The organism is Mariniflexile sp. AS56 (genome assembly GCF_030552475.1).
In the GTDB taxonomy this organism is placed as follows: Bacteria; Bacteroidota; Bacteroidia; order Flavobacteriales; family Flavobacteriaceae; genus Mariniflexile.
This window is the reverse complement of record NZ_JAUPED010000019.1, coordinates 1-19,817: the sequence shown is the minus strand read 5'-3', so window position 1 is coordinate 19,817 and position 19,817 is coordinate 1. Positions and strand designations below refer to the sequence as shown.

At 32.1% G+C, this 19,817-nt stretch carries 15 protein-coding genes; 10 read left to right on the top strand and 5 right to left on the bottom strand.

What is annotated here, in order from left to right:
• Positions 1-22: 22 nt before the first annotated feature.
• The 3 genes from Q5N74_RS16735 to Q5N74_RS16725 form a co-directional block, all read right to left on the bottom strand.
• On the bottom strand, positions 23-1,297 hold the full coding sequence (locus tag Q5N74_RS16735; RefSeq protein WP_304390147.1) for an Nramp family divalent metal transporter: 1,275 nt from the start codon (positions 1,295-1,297) through the stop codon (positions 23-25).
• A 45-nt stretch (positions 1,298-1,342) separates the two neighbouring features.
• Positions 1,343-3,232 (bottom strand): NADP-dependent phosphogluconate dehydrogenase, encoded by a 1,890-nt coding sequence (gene gndA, locus Q5N74_RS16730; protein WP_304390146.1) that lies wholly within the window; start codon positions 3,230-3,232, stop codon positions 1,343-1,345.
• 170 nt (positions 3,233-3,402) lie between these two features.
• On the bottom strand, positions 3,403-4,479 hold the full coding sequence (locus tag Q5N74_RS16725; RefSeq protein WP_304390145.1) for a polysaccharide lyase family 7 protein: 1,077 nt from the start codon (positions 4,477-4,479) through the stop codon (positions 3,403-3,405).
• 463 nt (positions 4,480-4,942) lie between these two features.
• Here Q5N74_RS16725 and Q5N74_RS16720 point away from each other — a divergent pair, with 463 nt between their 5' ends.
• Positions 4,943-6,532 (top strand): hypothetical protein, encoded by a 1,590-nt coding sequence (locus Q5N74_RS16720; protein ID WP_304390144.1) that lies wholly within the window; start codon positions 4,943-4,945, stop codon positions 6,530-6,532.
• A gap of 32 nt (positions 6,533-6,564) precedes the next feature.
• Here Q5N74_RS16720 and Q5N74_RS16715 read toward each other — a convergent pair whose 3' ends face one another.
• Positions 6,565-8,535 carry an ATP-binding protein gene (locus Q5N74_RS16715; RefSeq protein ID WP_304390143.1) on the bottom strand — a complete coding sequence of 657 codons (1,971 nt, stop codon included), beginning with the start codon at positions 8,533-8,535 and terminating at the stop codon, positions 6,565-6,567.
• Between the two features lie 27 nt (positions 8,536-8,562).
• Positions 8,563-10,245, bottom strand: a complete 1,683-nt coding sequence (locus Q5N74_RS16710; protein ID WP_304390142.1) for a hypothetical protein — start codon at positions 10,243-10,245, stop codon at positions 8,563-8,565.
• Between the two features lie 252 nt (positions 10,246-10,497).
• Here Q5N74_RS16710 and Q5N74_RS16705 point away from each other — a divergent pair, with 252 nt between their 5' ends.
• The 9 genes from Q5N74_RS16705 to Q5N74_RS16665 all read left to right on the top strand — a co-directional run bounded on the left by Q5N74_RS16705 (position 10,498) and on the right by Q5N74_RS16665 (position 19,524).
• Positions 10,498-11,106 carry a glycoside hydrolase family 19 protein gene (locus tag Q5N74_RS16705; protein WP_304390141.1) on the top strand — a complete coding sequence of 203 codons (609 nt, stop codon included), beginning with the start codon at positions 10,498-10,500 and terminating at the stop codon, positions 11,104-11,106.
• A gap of 67 nt (positions 11,107-11,173) precedes the next feature.
• The gene (locus Q5N74_RS16700; RefSeq protein WP_304390140.1) at positions 11,174-11,986 is read left to right on the top strand and encodes a toll/interleukin-1 receptor domain-containing protein; all 813 of its coding nucleotides are present in this window, start codon (positions 11,174-11,176) and stop codon (positions 11,984-11,986) included.
• Complete coding sequence (locus Q5N74_RS16695) at positions 11,983-12,990, top strand: hypothetical protein (protein ID WP_304390139.1); 1,008 nt, start codon at positions 11,983-11,985, stop codon at positions 12,988-12,990. Before Q5N74_RS16700 ends, Q5N74_RS16695 begins: the two co-directional genes overlap by 4 nt.
• A 243-nt stretch (positions 12,991-13,233) precedes the next feature.
• Complete coding sequence (locus Q5N74_RS16690; protein WP_304390138.1) at positions 13,234-14,520, top strand: tetratricopeptide repeat-containing protein; 1,287 nt, start codon at positions 13,234-13,236, stop codon at positions 14,518-14,520.
• Positions 14,521-14,531: 11 nt separating this feature from the next.
• Positions 14,532-15,665, top strand: coding sequence for a patatin-like phospholipase family protein (locus tag Q5N74_RS16685; RefSeq protein ID WP_304390137.1), 1,134 nt, complete (start codon positions 14,532-14,534; stop codon positions 15,663-15,665).
• Between the two features lie 432 nt (positions 15,666-16,097).
• The gene (locus tag Q5N74_RS16680; protein ID WP_304390136.1) at positions 16,098-16,502 is read left to right on the top strand and encodes a hypothetical protein; all 405 of its coding nucleotides are present in this window, start codon (positions 16,098-16,100) and stop codon (positions 16,500-16,502) included.
• Between the two features lie 28 nt (positions 16,503-16,530).
• Positions 16,531-18,321: a hypothetical protein gene (locus tag Q5N74_RS16675; RefSeq protein WP_304390135.1), complete on the top strand. Its 1,791-nt coding sequence runs from the start codon at positions 16,531-16,533 to the stop codon at positions 18,319-18,321.
• A 161-nt stretch (positions 18,322-18,482) separates the two neighbouring features.
• Complete coding sequence (locus Q5N74_RS16670; protein ID WP_304390134.1) at positions 18,483-19,184, top strand: hypothetical protein; 702 nt, start codon at positions 18,483-18,485, stop codon at positions 19,182-19,184.
• 1 nt (position 19,185) lies between these two features.
• Complete coding sequence (locus Q5N74_RS16665; RefSeq protein ID WP_304390133.1) at positions 19,186-19,524, top strand: pYEATS domain-containing protein; 339 nt, start codon at positions 19,186-19,188, stop codon at positions 19,522-19,524.
• The last annotated feature ends 293 nt before the right edge of the window (positions 19,525-19,817 follow it).

Genomic DNA, 19,817 nt, shown 5'->3' with positions numbered 1-19,817 from the left:
TTATTTTGATATGAATTAATTATTAGAAATAATTCAAAAGGGCTATTATACCATTGTATGAAATCACTAAAGAAAAGAACAACGCCGCATACATTCCAATATAAACACCTAGACTAGTCTTAGTGCCTTTCATTACTTTTTTACTACTTAACATAAGAATAATACCCAGTATAACAATTGGCAACACAAATACATTAAATACTTGTGATAGAATTTGAATCTCAATAGGGTTTGCACCAAATGCAGGACCAATTAAAGCCACTAAACAAGCTATAGCTGTAATAATTCTAAACTGACGCGAATTAGTATCTAACTCACCAGATTGGAAATCGGCAACCAAAAGTGGAGCTATTAATAAACAAGGAAAAATAGATGATAATCCAGCACTTAATGCTCCAAAAAAGAAAATAGAAACTGCCCATTTACCAGCAACAGGCTCTAAAGTATTTGCCATATCTAGCACCTGAGTAACTTCTTTACCTTGATAAAATAAAGCGCCAGCAGCTACTGCCATTATAGTACCACTAATTACAAATATTAAAATGGCAGCTGTTATCGAATCCTTTCTTTGTTGATCTAAGTTTTTAATGGTCCATCCTTTGCCTTTTACAAATAATGGACGTGATAAAAAAGTAGCTGAGGCCATAGTAGTACCAACAAATGCCGCAACCAACATTTTACCACCAACTACATCAGGTATGGTTGGTATTAATCCCTTAACTACATCTATAGGGAGTGGCTGTACAAAACATAATGACAATACAAACGAGAAGCCCATTAAGGTTACGAATATGACTAGTATTTTTTCAAAAAAAGTATATTTACCAACTAACATTAATAAGTAAAAAGTAACAATTATTACAATTGCAGTTATTAAAACAGTTTCATATTTAAACGCACTTAATCCCTCAAAATTCACAACTAATATCTCAAAAATAATATTGGATGAAATCCCCAAAATACCCATTAGCGAATTCCATTGACCAAACGTAATACCAACAATAATTAATATGGCTAAAATTTTACCATATTTTAAATGTTTTTTAAATCCATATAGTGCAGTTTCACCAGTAATCAAAGCATAATTACCATATGCAAACATTAAAATTCCCGAAAAAAGACAACTCAATAAAAGTACCCAGAGTAATTGCATATTAAATTTACTTCCTGCAACAATCATAGAGGTTACACTACCAGTACCAATGGTATACCCAATAGCAAAAATTCCAGGTCCAAAACCTAAAACTATAGCAATAATTTTCTTTAGTATGGATTTCTTATTTATTGATTCTGACATTATTTCGGTGCTTAGTTAGTTAATGTTGGTTCGTTGGTTCTTTATTTATTCCTGCCAGTTTGTGTGGTGGTATTTCCCTGAAGCATCATCGGTGCGTTGATACGTGTGGGCGCCAAAATAATCGCGTTGGGCTTGTAATATGTTTGCTGAAGAATTCGCTGTGCTATAAGTGTTTAGAAAATTAACAGATTCACTTAAGCAAGGAACTGCTAATTCCTTCAAAACACATTCAGAAACAACTTGGTTTATGGATGGCTTCAAGAACTGGACTTGATCAATAATACTTTTATGATTTAAAATATTGTCATCTTCCTTTAAGACAGGAATTAAATCAATCATGAAATCAGATTTAATAATACACCCATTCGTCCAAATTCTAGCTATTTCACTAAGGTTTAAATGCCACCCATAAGCTTTTCCTGCCTGAGAAATTAATTTAAGTCCTTGATAATGATTTATAATTCTTGCAAACTGATACGCATTTAAAACAGCGTCTACTTCTAGGTTTAAAGCTGATGGTTTTATATTAAAATTTCCACTTGCTAGAAGTCGTTCTTCCTTATAAAAAGATGTATAACGTGCAAATAATGCTGATGCAATTAAGGTACTTGGAATTCCTAATTCTGCCGTAGCAATAGTTGTCCAATTCCCCGTTCCTTTATTGCCTGCTTTATCTACTATTTTATTTACCAACCAATCTTCTCCATCTTTTTTTCTAAGAATATCAATAGTAATTCCCAATAAGTAGCTATTTACTTTGGTTTTATACGATTTTAATATGTCTGCAATGTTATCTGGGTTGTTTCCTAAAAGTTTAAGAATGGTGTAAACTTCTGCCAATAATTGCATTTCTACATATTCAATACCATTATGAACCATCTTTACAAAATGCCCACTACCCTCTTCACCTATATAAGTACAGCATGGTAAATTGTTAGCGTCTTTGGCTGCAATACTTTCTAAATAAGGTTTTACTAAGTTATAAATTTCTTTATTTCCCCCTGGCATAATGGAAGGACCTTTAAGCGCGCCTTCTTCTCCTCCAGAAACCCCAACTCCAATAAAATGGACTTGTTTTGTTTTCAAATAATCGTAGCGCTCTTTTGTTTTTAAATAATTAGAATTACCACCATCAATCAAAATATCACCATCTGATAAATGTGGAATTAAATCCTCTATAACCATGTCTGTAATCTTACCTGCATTTACCATAAGCATAATTCTTCGAGGTGTTTGTAATGAATTTACAAATGCTTTGATATCTGAAAATGGTTGCGCCGATTCAAGTTCTTTATGAGCACCCTTGAATTTGATGGCCACATCCTCCTCTGTTCCTTTTTCTTCTCTATTAAATATGGAAATATTAAACCCTTTTTGAGCCAAGTTTCGACTTAAACTCTTCCCCATTACTCCTAAACCAAATAATCCAAATTCTGATTTCATTTCTAAAAATTCTTCTGTTTTTATTACAATATCTTCTGGTGTCATACTAATATTCACTTCGAATGCATCCTCCGGTAACTCTAAAGTATCAAACTGAGATTGCAATAAATTGGAAGACATAAAATGATTTTCTCTTTTATTTACACGCTCTAAAATTTGATTAAAACTTCCTGCCAGATGAATCCATTTAACTTGATTTTTAATATCCGTACTTAAAAGTTCTCTGTACGAATTCTTTAAGGCTGAACACGCAATAATGCAACTATTATTTAGCAACTGTTGCTTAGCTAATTTATTAAGTGTTACCAACCAACCATAGCGGTCTTGGTCATTCAGAGGCTCTCCAAGACTCATTTTATCAATATTAGACTGCGGATGAAAATCATCACCATCAAAAAATGGAATTTTTAAGCGTTGAGATAATAGTTCACCAATAGCGCTCTTTCCGCAACCTGAAACTCCCATTAAAAAGATTACATTATTAAAATTCATATAAATTTTATTATTATTAATCAAAATTGTGAGCCGTATTCATTATTATTCTATGATTGCACTAACCGTATTATGTTTGAATAGTAGTACTATTTATCCATTAACTTTTTAGTTAAGAATTTACCTTTCATTTTGATTATGCTTTCAATCTAATATAAGCTTTGTGGAATTTAATCATTATTTGGCAATGTACCAGCACCTAAAGTAACTTCTTTAAACCACACTTCTGCATAGCTGCCATTAGCATATTGTTTCGCTATATCACCTCCATAAGTTTCTGATCCCGTACTCCAAACTATATTTTCTTCTGGGGATTTCCCATTGGTTTGGTTATAGGCTCCAAGCTTAAAATACTGTATTTCACCAGCATAAGCATTTTTACGTTCTACACCATCACGACCTATGGACGCGTATAATGTTAATATTTGTTGAGGAATCTTTGAATATGTTTCAAATTCTGATTCCAATAAGTTTTTTGTAAACTTTAATGTCTCGTGACCTTCACTTGTAAAAGTAAGATACATGATACCTTTATGAACATTTACTTCATAGCTAAATTCTTCCCCTAATTCAATACCATCTTTAGGCTCTTCAGGAAATGAAGTTGAACTAGACCCTATAACAGACATATCATGACCCCAAACGGCTGTTGAATAATCCCATCTTTTAGAATTATCACCTTCAGTATTAATTTCATAATTCCAAAAAACGGACCCTTTTGTGTGCCCAGGGAATTTTTTATAAAATATTTTTAAAGGTTCATTTTCATGTCCTTCATCACTATGAATTTGTCCTACGACTACCGAATATGATGCAGCGACTCTAGCATCACCAGAGGTTGAAACATGCATTACTTTTAATTTACCTGTTAACTTACCTCCTGTTTCTGGTACCCAATGTTGCAATTGCCCTAATTCGGTTCGTGTATTGCTAGAAGTTCGTGAAGTAACACCAGAATTAGGTGTTTTATATACTACCCAATCCGTTTTCCCATCGTTTGAAACATAAAAAAAATATTTTTTCTCATAGTTTATCAATTCTTTAGTACTTGTTCCATCACCTAAAAGAATACTCCATGAATCAATAAATGGAATAACATCACTTGGGTATGTGGCAATAATAGCATCATTATCCTTAGATTTTTTATTCGTATTAAAACAACTATTTAAGAATAAAACAAGTATCATCATGATAACAGGCCGTAATAGTAATTTAATATTTTTCGCATTCATTTCAATCATAATCATCTGGTTAACCAAATTGGTGCACCAAATATAACTTTATTTCTTTACTATTAAAATTTATTTCGCTTATAATAGTAAAAACTTCTGAAGTAAAGAAGAACTTCTAATTATTGAACTGTACAATTTTTAGAAAAAGAGTATTAGAATTATTCACAAATACTCTTATACATTTAACATCGATTTAAAATGTGAACCGTTTCATTCCATAATTTAAAGAAAGACTAGATGCATAAACGGTTACTCCTCATCTTATTCACTATTAATTTAACATATTACCCCTATAATTCACACTTTTTAACTATCTTAGTATCAATACTAAAGATTCATAAACATATAATTTGGATTTTACGGTTTTCTTTAATTTTTACTCCCTAAAATTAATTGGTAACTATAGTTATAAAAAAAAAATCATTATTCATAATGAAACAACTACTATAATTACTGTTTAAAATTTAATTGGTTTAGAATGAAAACTTACAAACTATTAATGGCCTATTGTTTTTTTTTAATTGGTTCATCTCAATTAAATGCGCAAGAATCTCCGCAAGTATTCCCGAATGATTCTATGACTCTTGCTCAAGCTTTTATAAACTTATCTTTAACCAAAGATTATTTTGATAAATTAAGTGATGAACGACTTTCTAAAATACTCCCTTTTGAAACAAGTGAATTGGAAACGATAATAGACTCGCTTTTTACCAGAAAAAACGCCACACTCTATAATTTCACCTATTCATTATTATACTTTAATGAGGTGAAATTACTTTTTAGAAATTCACCAAATACTATCCAAAGAAGTATTTTAATAGAGTGGCATGATACTTTAAAAAAAGCTATAGAGCACTATAAATCCACCAATTATGATATTTGGGAAGAAAATGTATTTTATGACCTCATCAAATTCGACGGAAACACCTATAGCCAATTAGGCAGGAATATTCAGGATTTAAAAAATGAATTCACTCCACGCTTTAACAATGATGTTTATCCAGATTTTAAAAAAATATTTTATGCCTCAAAGCGTTCTAAAAAATACGATTTTAGAAGACTTTTACATTATGCATCGCTTTATGATTTGTCATTAAACCTATCAATTATCGGAAATCGTACTCATAGTGTATTGAAACCCTATTCATCAATCGATCAAACTTATGAACTGGATATGAAACTGGATTTAATTGCTAGATATATTCAACTTAAATATATGGCCTCAGACCAGTACACCAAAGATTTAACACCCTTTGATGTAGAACAGTTGTATGATTCATATGATAGTTTTTATAATGATATTATTGATAGCAATGCAAAAGTTAGAGAAGATGCTTTTATTAAGGAAGAATTGAATCCTAAAGTATGTAAAGTCTTGTATAACGAACTGCAAACAAAATTCCCATTTAGGAAAATAGGACGTGGTCCCAGTGGTGTTCTCTCTCGCATTGAGTCCGGAGCGGTGCCTATTGAAATCAAACAATATTTTTTCCCCAATCCCGCTCCCTTACCTTCTACTAACGAGACATTTAATAAATTCAAGCCAGAATTGACAACCTTAGGGAAGCTAGACACATATATAAGCAACCTATTTATCAGTGCAGGCTATAAGAATAAATTACACTATTATTATGACTTGGACGGATATGCCATGACAACAAGTTTAGAGAAATATAACATAAATGGCTCTCCTATTGAAGGTGATAAACGTTGGGTGAAAAACTTGGGAGGAGACGGCAAATTTTCATATTATGAAATATTTAAATCTCTTTTCTTCGAAACAGAGTCTGAATTTAGAATGTTTGCACTCGTAATTGCTTCAAAAGAAGTTACGCTAAGTCATGTTGGACTATCACCAGGTGGCGCACAAGATTTGATAAAAAACAGCCATCCATCACTTCCAAATGACCTAAAAAACAAAACTCTGCCTGATAAAAACCTTACTGTATTGGTTTATCATTTTCATCAAAACGATATTGGTGAAGTACCTATGCTTGATTTAAGCAGAAAATTAACAGTGAAAGATTATTTAAAAAATGCAGGGTTAAGTAACCTTATTAAGAACTAAGTGTATAATAAAATTTAACACAGATTGTATTATTAGTGCAATGGGTTTTTATTTAAAAAATCTTCAAATGAAAACGATTTTCTAATGGTATCTCCTGTTTTAAGAACAACATCAATATCTACGGTGGGACAATAGCCATAACCAAGATACCCTATGGAAAAAGAAGACGATGGTTCATTTGAAACTCTTAAACGATCCACAAACCCTTTACAAAGCTTGTAATTAACTTCTTTAATTTCATACTTTCTGAATGACGGCACATCAATCCAAAGCATGAAATTCCGGTTATTACTACCTTTATTAGAAGCACTTACAGATGCTCTTGGAACAATCAAACTATCTATCGGGTAAGTTTGCTCAATCCGTAGCCTTTCAACAATTAAACTATCGTTTTGATTTTTATATTGTTCCCCTCTACCCTGCAACACTAATTTTAATAACTCCTTTGTTCTATCTTCAGCAATTTTGGATTTAACTTTTTCTTGCTCTGCAATAATCCCTTTTTTTCTTGCTAGCATTCCTAAAGAAACAGTGGAAGCTATTAAAATTAAAAGTCCCAAAATAGTAAAAGAAAGTATGTTTATTCGTCTCTTTTTCTGCAATTCTGCATATTGCTGGTCTATATTTTTAAGCTTCTCTTTAGTAACATGAGACTTACTTTTAGAAATCCATTCCTTTTCTTCTTCACTTATAGAATACTTCTCTAGGTAAGGTTCAATGAACAATAATTGCTTTTCGGTAAAGTATTCCCGCCCCTGCTCTTTTACAGCTACCTGACTTTTTATAAGTCGTTTTATTTCCAATTGGGCTGTTTCTTCAACACTACGTTTCTCCGCAATGGGTTTAGCAAGGGCATCATGTGCAATTTCGAACCTATCACTACTTTCGTTATATCGAAGTATTCGGCTATTAATGAAAGCCCCTACTACATAATCAATTAAAGCTATGTCTGTATTAGGCAACCGTTCATACAAATCTTGTTTACTAATAGGATCCTTAGTGCCTTCCAATGTTGAAAATGGTGATAAGATTTTCCAAATCATATCCGGTGTTAAAACAGGATGTTTTACTTTAAGTTTATTCGAAATTCCAGAAACTTGCTCTTCCAAGAAATCGATTAAGACATCGCCAATTTCTCCCATTTCGTTAAGGGATTGCATATTAAACTTGGCGTCGGCTGTCCGACTTTCATCGCCTGTAATTTTGAGATAAAATTTGTCCAAAAAAACCTGAAGAAATGGTAATTGAATGGTTAATGATTTTTCTTCTCCTTTTATTTTGTCAAAAATCCCCTCGGCAACCAAATCTGATTCTCCCAATTGCAAACTAACATTAGAATCTTTATACGCTGCAGCACCTATAATAACCTGTTTTACTTTTTCAAGATTCATAGGTTCTATACGTAACTTCTTCCGTAGTAGTTGAGGTACAGCCCGTTCGAACCCTGATAAATGCCCAAGGTATTCTTCCCTTATAGAAAAAATTAGTTTTACTGGTTGTTGAGATTGTAGAATATCTTGAACTGTTTTGATAAACAATTCTTGTTCTGAAATGGAACCAAGTATAAAAAGTTCTTCAAACTGATCAAAAATTAAATAAATAGGTTTAAACGACTTTTCATAAACCGCATTAATAGATTTCCCTATGGGACTTAAGCGAGTTGTATTTTTTTCAGATTCATCAGTCCAGTTATCAAACCAATCCATTCCAACAGCTGAATCTTTTACTTTTCCTCCGGCTTCATTTAGTGCTTTTTCTAGAGATTCATTAATGTTACTCCCTCTACGAATCATCAAAGCTAGCCAATCGTGAGGTTGGAACTTACCAGCTAACCCACAATTAATTAAGCTTGTTTTACCAGTACCAGACGCTCCATAGATAAGAATAATTGACGACTGAAAAACCATTTCGTAAAGCGCGTTAATCTCTTCGTCGCGCCCAAAAAACACACCCCTATCTTCCCTTTTATAAGAGTCTAAAAATTTAAAGGGATATTTTTTCATAACAATCAATTATTAATAAAAACCAACTTAAAATTCATCTATTGTGGTATCTTCTTCAATACCTACTAGAGCTTTTTTTGCTTTGTAGAACAAGTCAAACATATTATCAAAATTCATATCCTTCCTATTTTCTTTATTTGACAACCAACCATTAATGGCACGAACATCATTATCATCAGGCTTTAAATTACCCGATTTTTTGATGGTTACTTTACTATTGTCCTCAATAAAATTATAATTAAGGTTCATATCATCAAACGTATTGCAAAAGGAATAAAAACAAATTTTTGATCCACCAGAATCTGCCAATCCATTATAATCAATAATGAAAGGCACCATATTTATGTTTTGCTGGTAGTTTTCTTTAAATAATAAAACCGCATATGAAGATACTGGCGTGGTGTCCTTTCTAATTTTCCCGCTGTTATTATTGTTGGCTTGCGTATCACCTTCCAATAAAGTATAGTGATGCAGATATAAACCTACTGCATCATTCCTTTGAAAATTATAATCAATGTCCTTTATAGAAATCATTTTATATTCTGCCAAGAAATTTAGGTTCTCCAACAAAATCGCTAGGTTTTTTTCGGCATCAGTACAATCTTTTGCGGTATAAGAAGCTCCATGCAGCAATTCTGTTATTGATGTTAAATAATCACAAGATTTTAACAAATCACTACCAGATTGCAATTTGGGCAAAAGCTCCATCAATTGGGCAATAGGGAGTTCTAATTTATTATCAAGAAAAGTTTCTATTAGCGCTCTTAACAAGTTCGAAAAACCATTTATACTTTCATCTGTTGCATTTTTAAAAAATTTAATTAAAACAGTACTTTGCTCATTTGAAAGTTTGACTTTATTATTTAACTGATTATCCCATAAAGTTGAGATGAGCGCATAACAAATAAGTTGAAAAGCTCTTACCGCTGTTAATTGACAATTCTCCAAATACCGTTTCATTTTATTATCTAAAAAGTCTTCCTCGCCAATCGACATCAATTTACGCAGTTGAATTCCCACAACTCCCACATAACCAGCAATAATAATACGCTTTACTGTTGGTTTTAAATCGATATTTGTTTCCCAATCCCCATAAGTTTCTAAAAAATCGTTAGCTTTTCTATCGTAAGGTTTGATAGCTTGAATTAATTTTTTAGTGAGTAAATCGTTAAAGGTATTTTCTATGGGTTCTTCGGGAGGTGTTTTGGGGGGATTAACTACAATCGTTTCAAATGGAGGAAGATATTTATCTAATTGTGATCTGTATTGATTTATAAGGTTATCAATATTAGTGTATTCCGTATAAAAATGTCCAAGGCCTCCAATCTTTTTCTTAAAAGTTAAGAGCGTATTTATTTCATCGGTAATGGAACCTGTATTTATCTGTGCATTTTTAAAATAGGTCCATATTTTTGGTTTCCCTTTGTCTTTAAAAACCTGATAGGCCGTATCAAATTCTTCAGAGGAATACTTACCTACTTTTGTAAAGAATAGACAGAGAACAATATCGCAAGTACTAATAGCATTATTATATTCATCCTGAAGTCTAGTATCGGATATGGCATCAAGAAAACTTTCCCATTGTACAATTTCCAAATAGATACCTTTGGTATGTAACCTATCATTTTCCTTACTAATAAACATTCGAAACTGATCTCGGTCCTCTTTCAATTCAGATGAAGAAGCTATAAAAATTCGGATTGTTTTCATACAATAATTCTATTTACTAAATATAAACTTTTTTATCGGCTTTATAATCGTATTTCTTTTCTTCTTTTCTATAAACTAAATAGAAATACACCTACACATCGTTAATCATTAACCTAAACCTCAATGATTTATATTTAAAGCACTCATGAAATTTAAACTTACAAAACTATTTAATAATGGGAAATTTCGTTATCTTTAAGCGGCCATCAAAAAAAACAACTAAAAACAAAACTTATGGTAACAACAGAGCAAATGCAGACAATTATTCCCGACATGAACTGGGAAAAAGCAGTAACCTATCTACCACATGTAGATACAGTGTTACCTAACTTTGGTATAGATACCCCGCTCAGAAAAGCTCACTTTCTATCTCAACTTGCACATGAAAGTGGTGGTCTTAAGTATACTCAAGAAAATCTAAATTATTCCGCTGAAGGCCTAAGAAATGTTTTTGGGAAGTATTTTAAAACAAATGAAATAGCTCGAGACTATGCACGTAAACCTGAAAAGATTGCGAATAGGGTTTATGCTAACAGAATGGGAAATGGCAGTGAAGAAAGTGGTGACGGTTGGAAATTTAGAGGTCGAGGTTTAATACAGCTTACTGGTAAAGAGAATTATCAAAAATTTGGTCACGATCATGGTGTTGACTGTGTGAACAACCCAGATTCGATTCTTGATCCAGAATTAGCACTTACTTCTGCCTGCTGGTTTTGGAAAAAGAACAACATTAACGTTTACGCTGATGCTGATGATATTCATATGGTAACCAAAAGAATAAACGGTGGCACTAATGGCCTACTTCATCGTCAACATTACCTTGATTCATTTAAACGACTTTATGAGGTTTTGGGTGCCTGAGAAATAAAAAGAATTAAACAAGTAATGATGAAAATTCAAACAGTTGGATCTGAATATTAAGCAGAAAATGTCTGATAAAATAATTTCACAAGTAAAAGATTATCTACATGACGAGAAGAACTACAAATGGACTACCTCCAAAACTTTATTAGACAAACTAAACATTCAACATTTAAATCATTTAGAATTAGATGATGTTCTACTTAAGTATTTTCAAAAAAAAATAAATTGTGACATTAGATTCTCTTCACTACCATCACAAAATAACCTTGATGTTTTATGGGGAAGTGTAAATCGAATCAAACAAAAGGCGATTTTGGATATTTATAGACAAGATGAACAGATTTTAATTGAAGAACTGGATCGGGTGCAAAATAAAAACATGTTTTTATCTCATAGTTTTAAGGATTCTAAATTAGCAATTGAAATATCAAAAAAACTTATTGACCAAAATATATTTACTTGGTTAGCAGAGATTGAAATTTTAAAACATAGCCACATTAATCAATCAGTAAAGAATGCGATAGAAAAGCTACCTTTTTTTTGTGTTCTTATTTCCAAAAATTTAATCAATTCTGTATGGTCTGCAAAAGAAATTGATTTTGCTTTAAGAAGCGATAAAGAAGTAATAGGAATTATTGATACTAAAAATTTAGATTCAATAGACATTATTGAAAACTCTTCTACTTCAGCAGGTACTAAAATAAGCCAAGAAATTTTTAAGAGATTTTTTGATAATCATCCTCAAGTTAAGTTTCTATTTCATCCTAAATCTGCAAATGATGTAAATTCAAATTTAGTAAATCAAGATTTCATAGTAAATTGGGATTATTTCAAAAGACAAAACAAATTGGTAACAAAAATTAAACTAAACATATGAAAATTCTAGTAGCAGGAGGGTTCTACGATAGTAAAGAAGATCCAAAATTATATTCGAAAACAGTTGATTTTACTAAAACTTTGGGTGAAGAAATAATAAAACAAGGACATACTCTTATTAATGCATGTGTATCGGAATTTGATGCAGTGTTGGCAGAAAGTGCTTTTAATGCTTTAAAATATACTAATGACGATTCTAAAGACAGGATAATTGGGTACGTTGCCGATGGAAAAAAACCATCCCATAATTTTGGTAAAATAAGAAGTTCCGAACTAAAGGATTGGGAGTTAGGAGGTTCCAACCTTAGAATTCCAGAACCAATAGATATAGCAGACGTTGTAATAATCGTTTGCGGTTTTAATGGTGTTCAAAGGGCTGCTAATTGGGCGAGAATCGCAAAAAAACCAATTTTACCTCTTGTTAAATTTGGAGGATCATCAAAAGAAATTTATAGAGAAGAGAAAATTAATTTAAAAAAATCAATGTCTAGTAACATTAGTATTGGTGACTTCGAGGATCTATCTCAAACTACTATTGAAGACATTGACTTGGCGAAAACTGTTTTAAGTCTTGCTGAAAGAATTAACCTTTCAAAAAATGCTTTTGTTATTATGTCTTTTAACGATGACCCAAATTTAGAAGATGCTTTTGATTCGTTTAAAACTGTCTGTAATCGCTTTTCTCCAAAATATAACTGCCAGAGAATGGACGAAATAACAGATATTAAAAAAATCACACCTGAAATGTTGAATAATATAAGGAACAGCGCTTTCGTTATTGTAGATTTAACTTTTGAAAGACCAAATGTCTATTATGAATTAGGTTATGCTGATGCCCTTGAAAAACCTATCATAGTCACGGCTAGAAAAGAAACAATAATTCATTTCGACGCAAAAGATTTTCCTATTCTATTTTGGGAATCTCAAAAAGTATTAAAACAAGAATTACTAAAAAGAGTTCAACAAATAGCTACCAATCAAGGAAGAGTATTAAAAATACAATAAGTTCACTTATAATCAAATTTCATATTATAAAATTGAAATAAATAGATAATTCATTTTAAAAAATTCAGGTTTTCAATATAAACCGTAAACCTTTTTTTACTAAATTAGTAAAATCAAATAATTTCTCCCCCTACAACAGAGCTAACATCAGCATTAAAAATGAATTGGATAGCCGTTTATTTTACAATGCTTTAGCATACATATCATTAATAAAGGATAAGTAATACCACAAAACCAATAAACATGGAAGATTTAACTTGTTTTGTAATAATCGGGTTTGGTAAAAAGCCAAGTCATGCCAACGGAAAACTTCGTATTTTAGATTTAGATGAAACTTATTCCGTCTTAATAAAACCAGTGTTTGAAAGTTTAGGCATTTCATGTTACAGAGCCATCGATAAAAACCTTTCTGGAAGCATAGATAAGCTCATGCTTCAGGAAATTAAAAACGCAGATATTGCCTTGGTTGATATTTCTACACTAAACGCCAATGTCATGTGGGAACTTGGTGTTAGACATGCTTTAAAACCACATCATACCATCATGATTTGTGAAAAAGAACAAATGGGAAGTATTCCTTTTGATGTTGGACATTTTGTGATACACCAATATGCACATTCGGAAGAAGGTATCCCATATAAAGAAGTAGAGCGATTTAGAGCCCATCTTACCAAAATTATAGATGGTGTATTAAACCAGACTCCTAGAATAAATGACAGCCCCGTTTTCACCTTTCTACAAGAAGAACTTAATAACAGCTTAAAAATGAATGCAGTTTCAAATATTGAAGCGTCCGAATCTAATAAAATGTCTTTTTCTGAATTAATCGAAAGTGCTGAAGAAGCAAAAAACAAAAAAGACTTTATAACAGCTCTCAAATTATTTAGTAAATCTAAAGAATACGCTTTGGAAAATATGACTTTGAAAGACAGCTTACCCTATATTATTTCACGACAGGCGTTGTGTACTTACAAATCTAAAAATCCGAATGAACTAGAAGCCCTGGTTAATGCGAAAATTATCATGGAAGAACTAGACCCACAACAAAGTCAAGACACTGAGGTTCTAGGCTTAACGGGTGCAATAAACAAAAGACTTTATGAATTAACAGACAACATCAGCTATTTAGATGCTGCTATTAATTCATATGAAAAAGGGTTTCTCCTCAAACAAGATTACTACAATGGCATCAACGCGGCCTTTATGCTCTACAAAAAAACAGAGTTACTTAAAACACAACATAAAGATTGGGAAGACATTAAGTTGAAAGCAGACTACATTCGAAATAATGTGTTAGAAATTGCACTGAAATTGGAACTTGAACCTGATTTTAATGAAAAACAAGATGCCATTTGGATTCTGCTTACCATTGCTGAAGCCTACAATTACAAAGCAAATAATGAAAAAATGAGCACGTATGAGAACAAAGCACAAGACATGGCTAAAGCCGCAAATGACACCTTCGCTATGAGCTCATACCAAGAACAAAAACAAAAAATTGAAGCTATTAATGTATTGCAAACCCGTTAATGAAAACTTAAATGAAAAAAACATTCCAAGAACACCTAGATCCTAATTTTGGCTCTAAAAACATACTTTCCTTAGATGGTGGGGGAATTAGAGGCGCATTAACCTTAGGCTATTTAAAAAAAATTGAAACCATTTTACGCGAAAAACATGGTAAGGACTATTTGCTTTGTGACCATTTTGACTTAATTGGGGGCACATCCACAGGTTCTATTATTGCCGCTGCTTTAGCTGTAGGAAAATCGGTTGATGAGATTGTAGATCTCTATATGGACTTAGGTGGCAAAATTTTTGGTAAAAAAAGAAGTTTCTGGAATCCTTTGGAAACATGGAAATTTTTAAAAGCAGGATACGATTACAAAGCATTGGAGCAAAGTTTAAAGGGTGCTTTTGGAGACATAACATTAGAAAGTGATGAAATAAAAACAGGCCTTTGTATTGTTGCAAAAAGAGCCGACACCAATAGTGTTTGGCCCATTATTAATCATCCAAAAGGGAAATTTTATGATACCAATATGGGTAAGAATAAAAACATAGCCCTTTGGCAAGCCGTAAGAGCTAGCAGTGCCGCCCCTACTTATTTTGCGCCACAAATGATTGATGTTGGTGATGGACAAAGGGCAGCCTTTGTAGATGGAGGCGTTAGTATGGCCAACAACCCTGCCCTTACCTTATTGATGGTGGCTACCTTAAAAGGTTTCCCATTTAGATGGGATATGGGTGAAGATAATTTAACCATAGTTTCTGTAGGTACAGGTTACAGTGTATTTAAAAAACAAACAAGTGAAATTGAGGAAGCTTGGTTAAAAACTTGGGCAACAAATGTTCCCGATATGTTGATGCAAGATGCCAGTTGGCAAAACCAAATTCTTTTACAATGGCTTTCTAACTCACCAACAGCGCAATATATTGACATGGAAATCGAATCTTTAAAGGATGATTTTATAGGAGGTAAGGCACTACTTAAATATTTACGATATAACTTTCCTATTACCGAAAATGATTTAAATGGATTAGGCTTAGGAAAAACATTCAATAGTAAAGATGTAGAAAGTCTAATTGAAATGAGTAATGCTGAAAACAGACAAGAACTTTATGACATAGGAGTTGCAGCTTCCAACAGTGTTTTAAAATCACATTTTGATTAGTTTTTAGAATAAACGTTAAAATGATTGCGATATTAAATGAGGTTAATTCAATGACTTATTTTCAAGATATGTCTACAAGTAATTCAACTGCTGGAAATTCAATAAAATTGGTTTCTTCGTTGATTTCAAGATGAGCATAACCCTGATAAATTAAAGGAACGGCATCTTTCAACTAGAAAAATAATGCATAATTAGTTTAGTCTTAAAATAATAAAATCTCATCATACGTAAGTATTACTTTTCATAATAACACTGCATAAATTTTTTCAGTATAATAACTTTTTGAAAAAAAATATGTATCTTTAATACACTTAGTATCTCTCTAAGTATTCTTTTTAATAGCAAATTACATAGACTTCTTAATCCTTTGAAATCTATAAATGGCGACTTCCTTTTGAAGTTATTAATAATTTATGCTAAAACCATACAAACATGCCTCTATTAAAAACGACCGAAATCCCATTAAACGATGATGTTCTTGCCCAACAAATGTATCAAGAACTTACCCAAAGTGATAAGATTTTAATGGTCATCTTAGGTGATTCTGAATCTATAAAAAAAGGTGTTAATCTAGCTGATGAACTCACAGACACCTCACCTACTAACGAGAATCGTTGGGTTATGTGGATAAAAAACCATACGGTTCTTAAACCCCAGCTGCAATCTATATTAATAGAAGCTCAAATTATTCAAGACGGTACCCCTTACGAAGAAATTAAAACATTTTGCTTGACACGACCAAACCGAAAGGCACTTTCAAGAATCCATAAAAACGGCGAAATGGACTTTACACGACTTGAAAGTCTTTTCGTTGAAGCTGAAAAAGCGAGCATTTGATAACCGATAACCACAAAACTAATTGACCATGAGAAAACGTTATTTACTTAGTTTTTTAGTTCTTTTTTGTAGCCTCTTTTTAGGGTATGGACAAGTATTGACCATTATTGAAAAAGAAAGTAAAAGGGTAGATACTGTAAAAATTAATAGTGCTCAAATTATTGATATTAACAGTTCTCTTGAAATTAAGATTTCTAAGTCCGAACTTATAAAAAAGTTACGTTCAAACCATTCCGATTTTAATGACCAATTGGATTTTCAAGAACGTATCGACGCCTTAGAAAAAGTCCTAACAAATCAAGAAACTTTATTAAAACGGCTTCAACTTCAAACCTTAAATGCGGACGATAAGAAGTCATTTTACGAAGACTTAGACGCCTTTTACAAATCATTATTAGACCCTAACAATGAAGGTCTCCGTTATCAGGCCAATGCCCTATTTGAAGAATGGAGAGTAAATTACGGACCACGAAGTAGCAACCCAAATTCAGGATTAAAAAAAGAAGTCTATATTCTAAGTAATTTCAACAAAGATTTAAGTCTCATCAAGCAGAATCTTGCCAATGCAACTGGTAAATCTTTTAAAGTTAGCATGATTGCTTATGTTTATAACGACTTAGGAAAAAATCGGGTGCATATTGAGAATTTTGATATCATAAATGAAAGAGAAATTTATAGTATACCTCGCTGGGTAACTACTTTGTCACAAAAACAATCGAAACAACTTCAAGAACTTCAAAAAAGAGCAGAGGCTTATAATAAAGAGGCCCCAAAATATTTCGCTAGTTTTAAAGCTGCTCTGTTATCAAAATTACCAGATCTTTCCTGTATAGTGAACCTAAAATCAGAGATTCAAAATTTCAATAATAGCACAAATTTAAGAAGTACTATAAAAACCGCATTAAAAGAAGATGTAGAGGCTTTGATAACTGAAATTAATGATTTAACATCCCTAGTAAGTATAGTTTCTAAGGACATTGCAGACTGGAAGATAGACACTCCCTTTGAAATTATTACCCAAACCAATACATTAGCGAAAAGTGTAGATAATATAGACATTATTTTTGCTAAGTTTAAAAAAACAACAACTGCATTTGTTACTATAAAATCCCAGGTTTCTATGTTAAGCGAAACTTACTCTGATTGTTACAATACAGTCTCAAAAGAAATTAATGGCTTCACACAAGCCTTAAGCATTCTAAAAAATCAACACGATAGATTTAACGATAATGATGAGATTGGTACCGAAATCGATAAATTCACCCTAAATGATCTGCCAAGTACGGGTTATATTAAATTATTACGATCAGGACCAAGACAGAAAGGTGATGAACTAGAAGTTGTTTTAGTTTTAAGACTGCCGCAAAAAGAAACCGCTATTGATCCCACTATTCAGGCATCGGCTGTAAAAAATGAGACCATCGAATCACGTCAAATGACCATGCAATTAATAGGCTTGCGTTCTGAAACCGTAGTTGGTATTATTATGGCTGATTCTTTTAATGAAAAAGGCTTCACACCTGTAACCGACAAACGCTTTTTATATGCACCTACAGCTGCTTTATTATTAAAAATTGGTTCGCGTAACTCTAAATTATACAATGACTTTATTGATTTGGGATTTGGCTTAGCCGTGTCTACTCCCGATTTTAATACAGATGGTACACCAGAATTTGGTGCAGGCTTTATGCTAACTGCCTTTAAAGATATTTTAAGTCTTGGCATTAATTATAATGTAACCCTAGATACGCCGTATTGGTCATTTGGAATTAACTTACCATTTAATTTACCAGGTATCCCGATAAATAACCCGCAGTAATATTATAAACAAAACTGCCACGTACTAAATAAAGGCTATATAAATTAAGAATGAATATTGACAAAGGCGATATTTAATATGTCAGAAATATTACTGTAATCATAGCAGTTATTTTTTAATAAGGTCGCAAAACATGACAACAAAAATATAAACGAAATAATATGAAAGTATTTGTCGGCTTTGGATATAATGACAATGATAATTGGATAAGTGAGATCATCATTCCATTTATTGAAGAATTAGGCTGTGAGGTATCAACAGGAGAAGACATGCAGGGAGAGCAGTTATCAGTTGGAGTTAAAGACAGAATATCAAATAGTGATGCCTGCATAGGTTTTTTGACTAGGAGAGGGCCTGTTGACGCCAATGGACATTATTCGACACATAGATGGGTAATAGAAGAACTAACTTTAGCACTAGGACTAGATAAAGCTGTATTTGAAATTAGAGAAAACGGAGTAAATACACAAAATGGAATTCTTGGTCATTTGCAAAGATTAGATTTTGATGACAGAACGAAGGTAATGCTAGAAATTGCTAAATTTATCAGTAAGGAAAAATCAAAATTAACCCATAAAGCCTTTATACTTTTACCTTCCGACTTTACAGATGAAATTAAACCACACCTTAATAGTAGAGATACCAAGTGCTTATATCGATTTCTTTATAAAGGGAAGTTTTATGAAGAAGAAGAAACCAAACTTGAGAAGCTTAGACAACGAGAACTTGGTATTATAGTTAGAAAAATTCCTAGCGAAGAGGCTCAAATAGATATTAAGATAACTGGACCAAATGGTATTACTTGGAGTTCTGGTTTTTTCTCTATTGGATTAATGGATGTACAGCTTCAAAAAGAAAACTAATATGCAAATTAAAACTGTCAAAATACACCGGTCTAAAGAGGAATATAGGGTAAAACAGGATTATCACTATAAGGACGATGATTATTGGGATTGGAGCATTTGGATTGACTCCAGTGAAAGTGGTCTTAACAAAATTGAGAATGTAATTTATAATTTACATTACACCTTCCCTAACCCAGTACGAATAATAAATACAAGAGAAAATAAATTCAAACTTAAAGCTTCAGGCTGGGGTACTTTTATTATATACGTTAGAATTAATTTTAAAGATGAAACTGTCACTGAACTCGAACATGAACTTGAACTTTATTATCCTAGTGGAGACAAAAATGAAGAATAAACCAACATAACGCGACCATTTTGATACCCCTACTTGATGCAACTTAATTCCTAAATATGTAAGAGATTATTTTCCTAGTTTCTATTTGCTAAATTAGTTACTTAACACAATCTCATACATAAACATGTCCTGCTCAATTTTGACTTCTAATTAAAAAAGACTACATGATTCCTCTTATAAAATTAAAATCTATGGGAGATATTTTTTGAATTCATATTGTAAGCTTCCCCTATAACCGAACTGTTTAAAAGTGTAAAATAATTATTAATTTTAAACAGTATTATGAGAAAAAG

Bases quoted from the DNA above. Each gene is read 5' to 3' on its own strand.
- Q5N74_RS16735 (WP_304390147.1), bottom strand. From the start codon at position 1,297: ATGTCAGAATCAATAAATAAGAAATCCATACTAAAGAAAATTATTGCT.
- gndA (WP_304390146.1), bottom strand. From the start codon at position 3,232: ATGAATTTTAATAATGTAATCTTTTTAATGGGAGTTTCAGGTTGCGGA.
- Q5N74_RS16725 (WP_304390145.1), bottom strand. From the start codon at position 4,479: ATGATTATGATTGAAATGAATGCGAAAAATATTAAATTACTATTACGG.
- Q5N74_RS16720 (WP_304390144.1), top strand. From the start codon at position 4,943: ATGAAAACTTACAAACTATTAATGGCCTATTGTTTTTTTTTAATTGGT.
- Q5N74_RS16715 (WP_304390143.1), bottom strand. From the start codon at position 8,535: ATGAAAAAATATCCCTTTAAATTTTTAGACTCTTATAAAAGGGAAGAT.
- Q5N74_RS16710 (WP_304390142.1), bottom strand. From the start codon at position 10,245: ATGAAAACAATCCGAATTTTTATAGCTTCTTCATCTGAATTGAAAGAG.
- Q5N74_RS16705 (WP_304390141.1), top strand. From the start codon at position 10,498: ATGCAGACAATTATTCCCGACATGAACTGGGAAAAAGCAGTAACCTAT.
- Q5N74_RS16700 (WP_304390140.1), top strand. From the start codon at position 11,174: ATGTCTGATAAAATAATTTCACAAGTAAAAGATTATCTACATGACGAG.
- Q5N74_RS16695 (WP_304390139.1), top strand. From the start codon at position 11,983: ATGAAAATTCTAGTAGCAGGAGGGTTCTACGATAGTAAAGAAGATCCA.
- Q5N74_RS16690 (WP_304390138.1), top strand. From the start codon at position 13,234: ATGGAAGATTTAACTTGTTTTGTAATAATCGGGTTTGGTAAAAAGCCA.
- Q5N74_RS16685 (WP_304390137.1), top strand. From the start codon at position 14,532: ATGAAAAAAACATTCCAAGAACACCTAGATCCTAATTTTGGCTCTAAA.
- Q5N74_RS16680 (WP_304390136.1), top strand. From the start codon at position 16,098: ATGCCTCTATTAAAAACGACCGAAATCCCATTAAACGATGATGTTCTT.
- Q5N74_RS16675 (WP_304390135.1), top strand. From the start codon at position 16,531: ATGAGAAAACGTTATTTACTTAGTTTTTTAGTTCTTTTTTGTAGCCTC.
- Q5N74_RS16670 (WP_304390134.1), top strand. From the start codon at position 18,483: ATGAAAGTATTTGTCGGCTTTGGATATAATGACAATGATAATTGGATA.
- Q5N74_RS16665 (WP_304390133.1), top strand. From the start codon at position 19,186: ATGCAAATTAAAACTGTCAAAATACACCGGTCTAAAGAGGAATATAGG.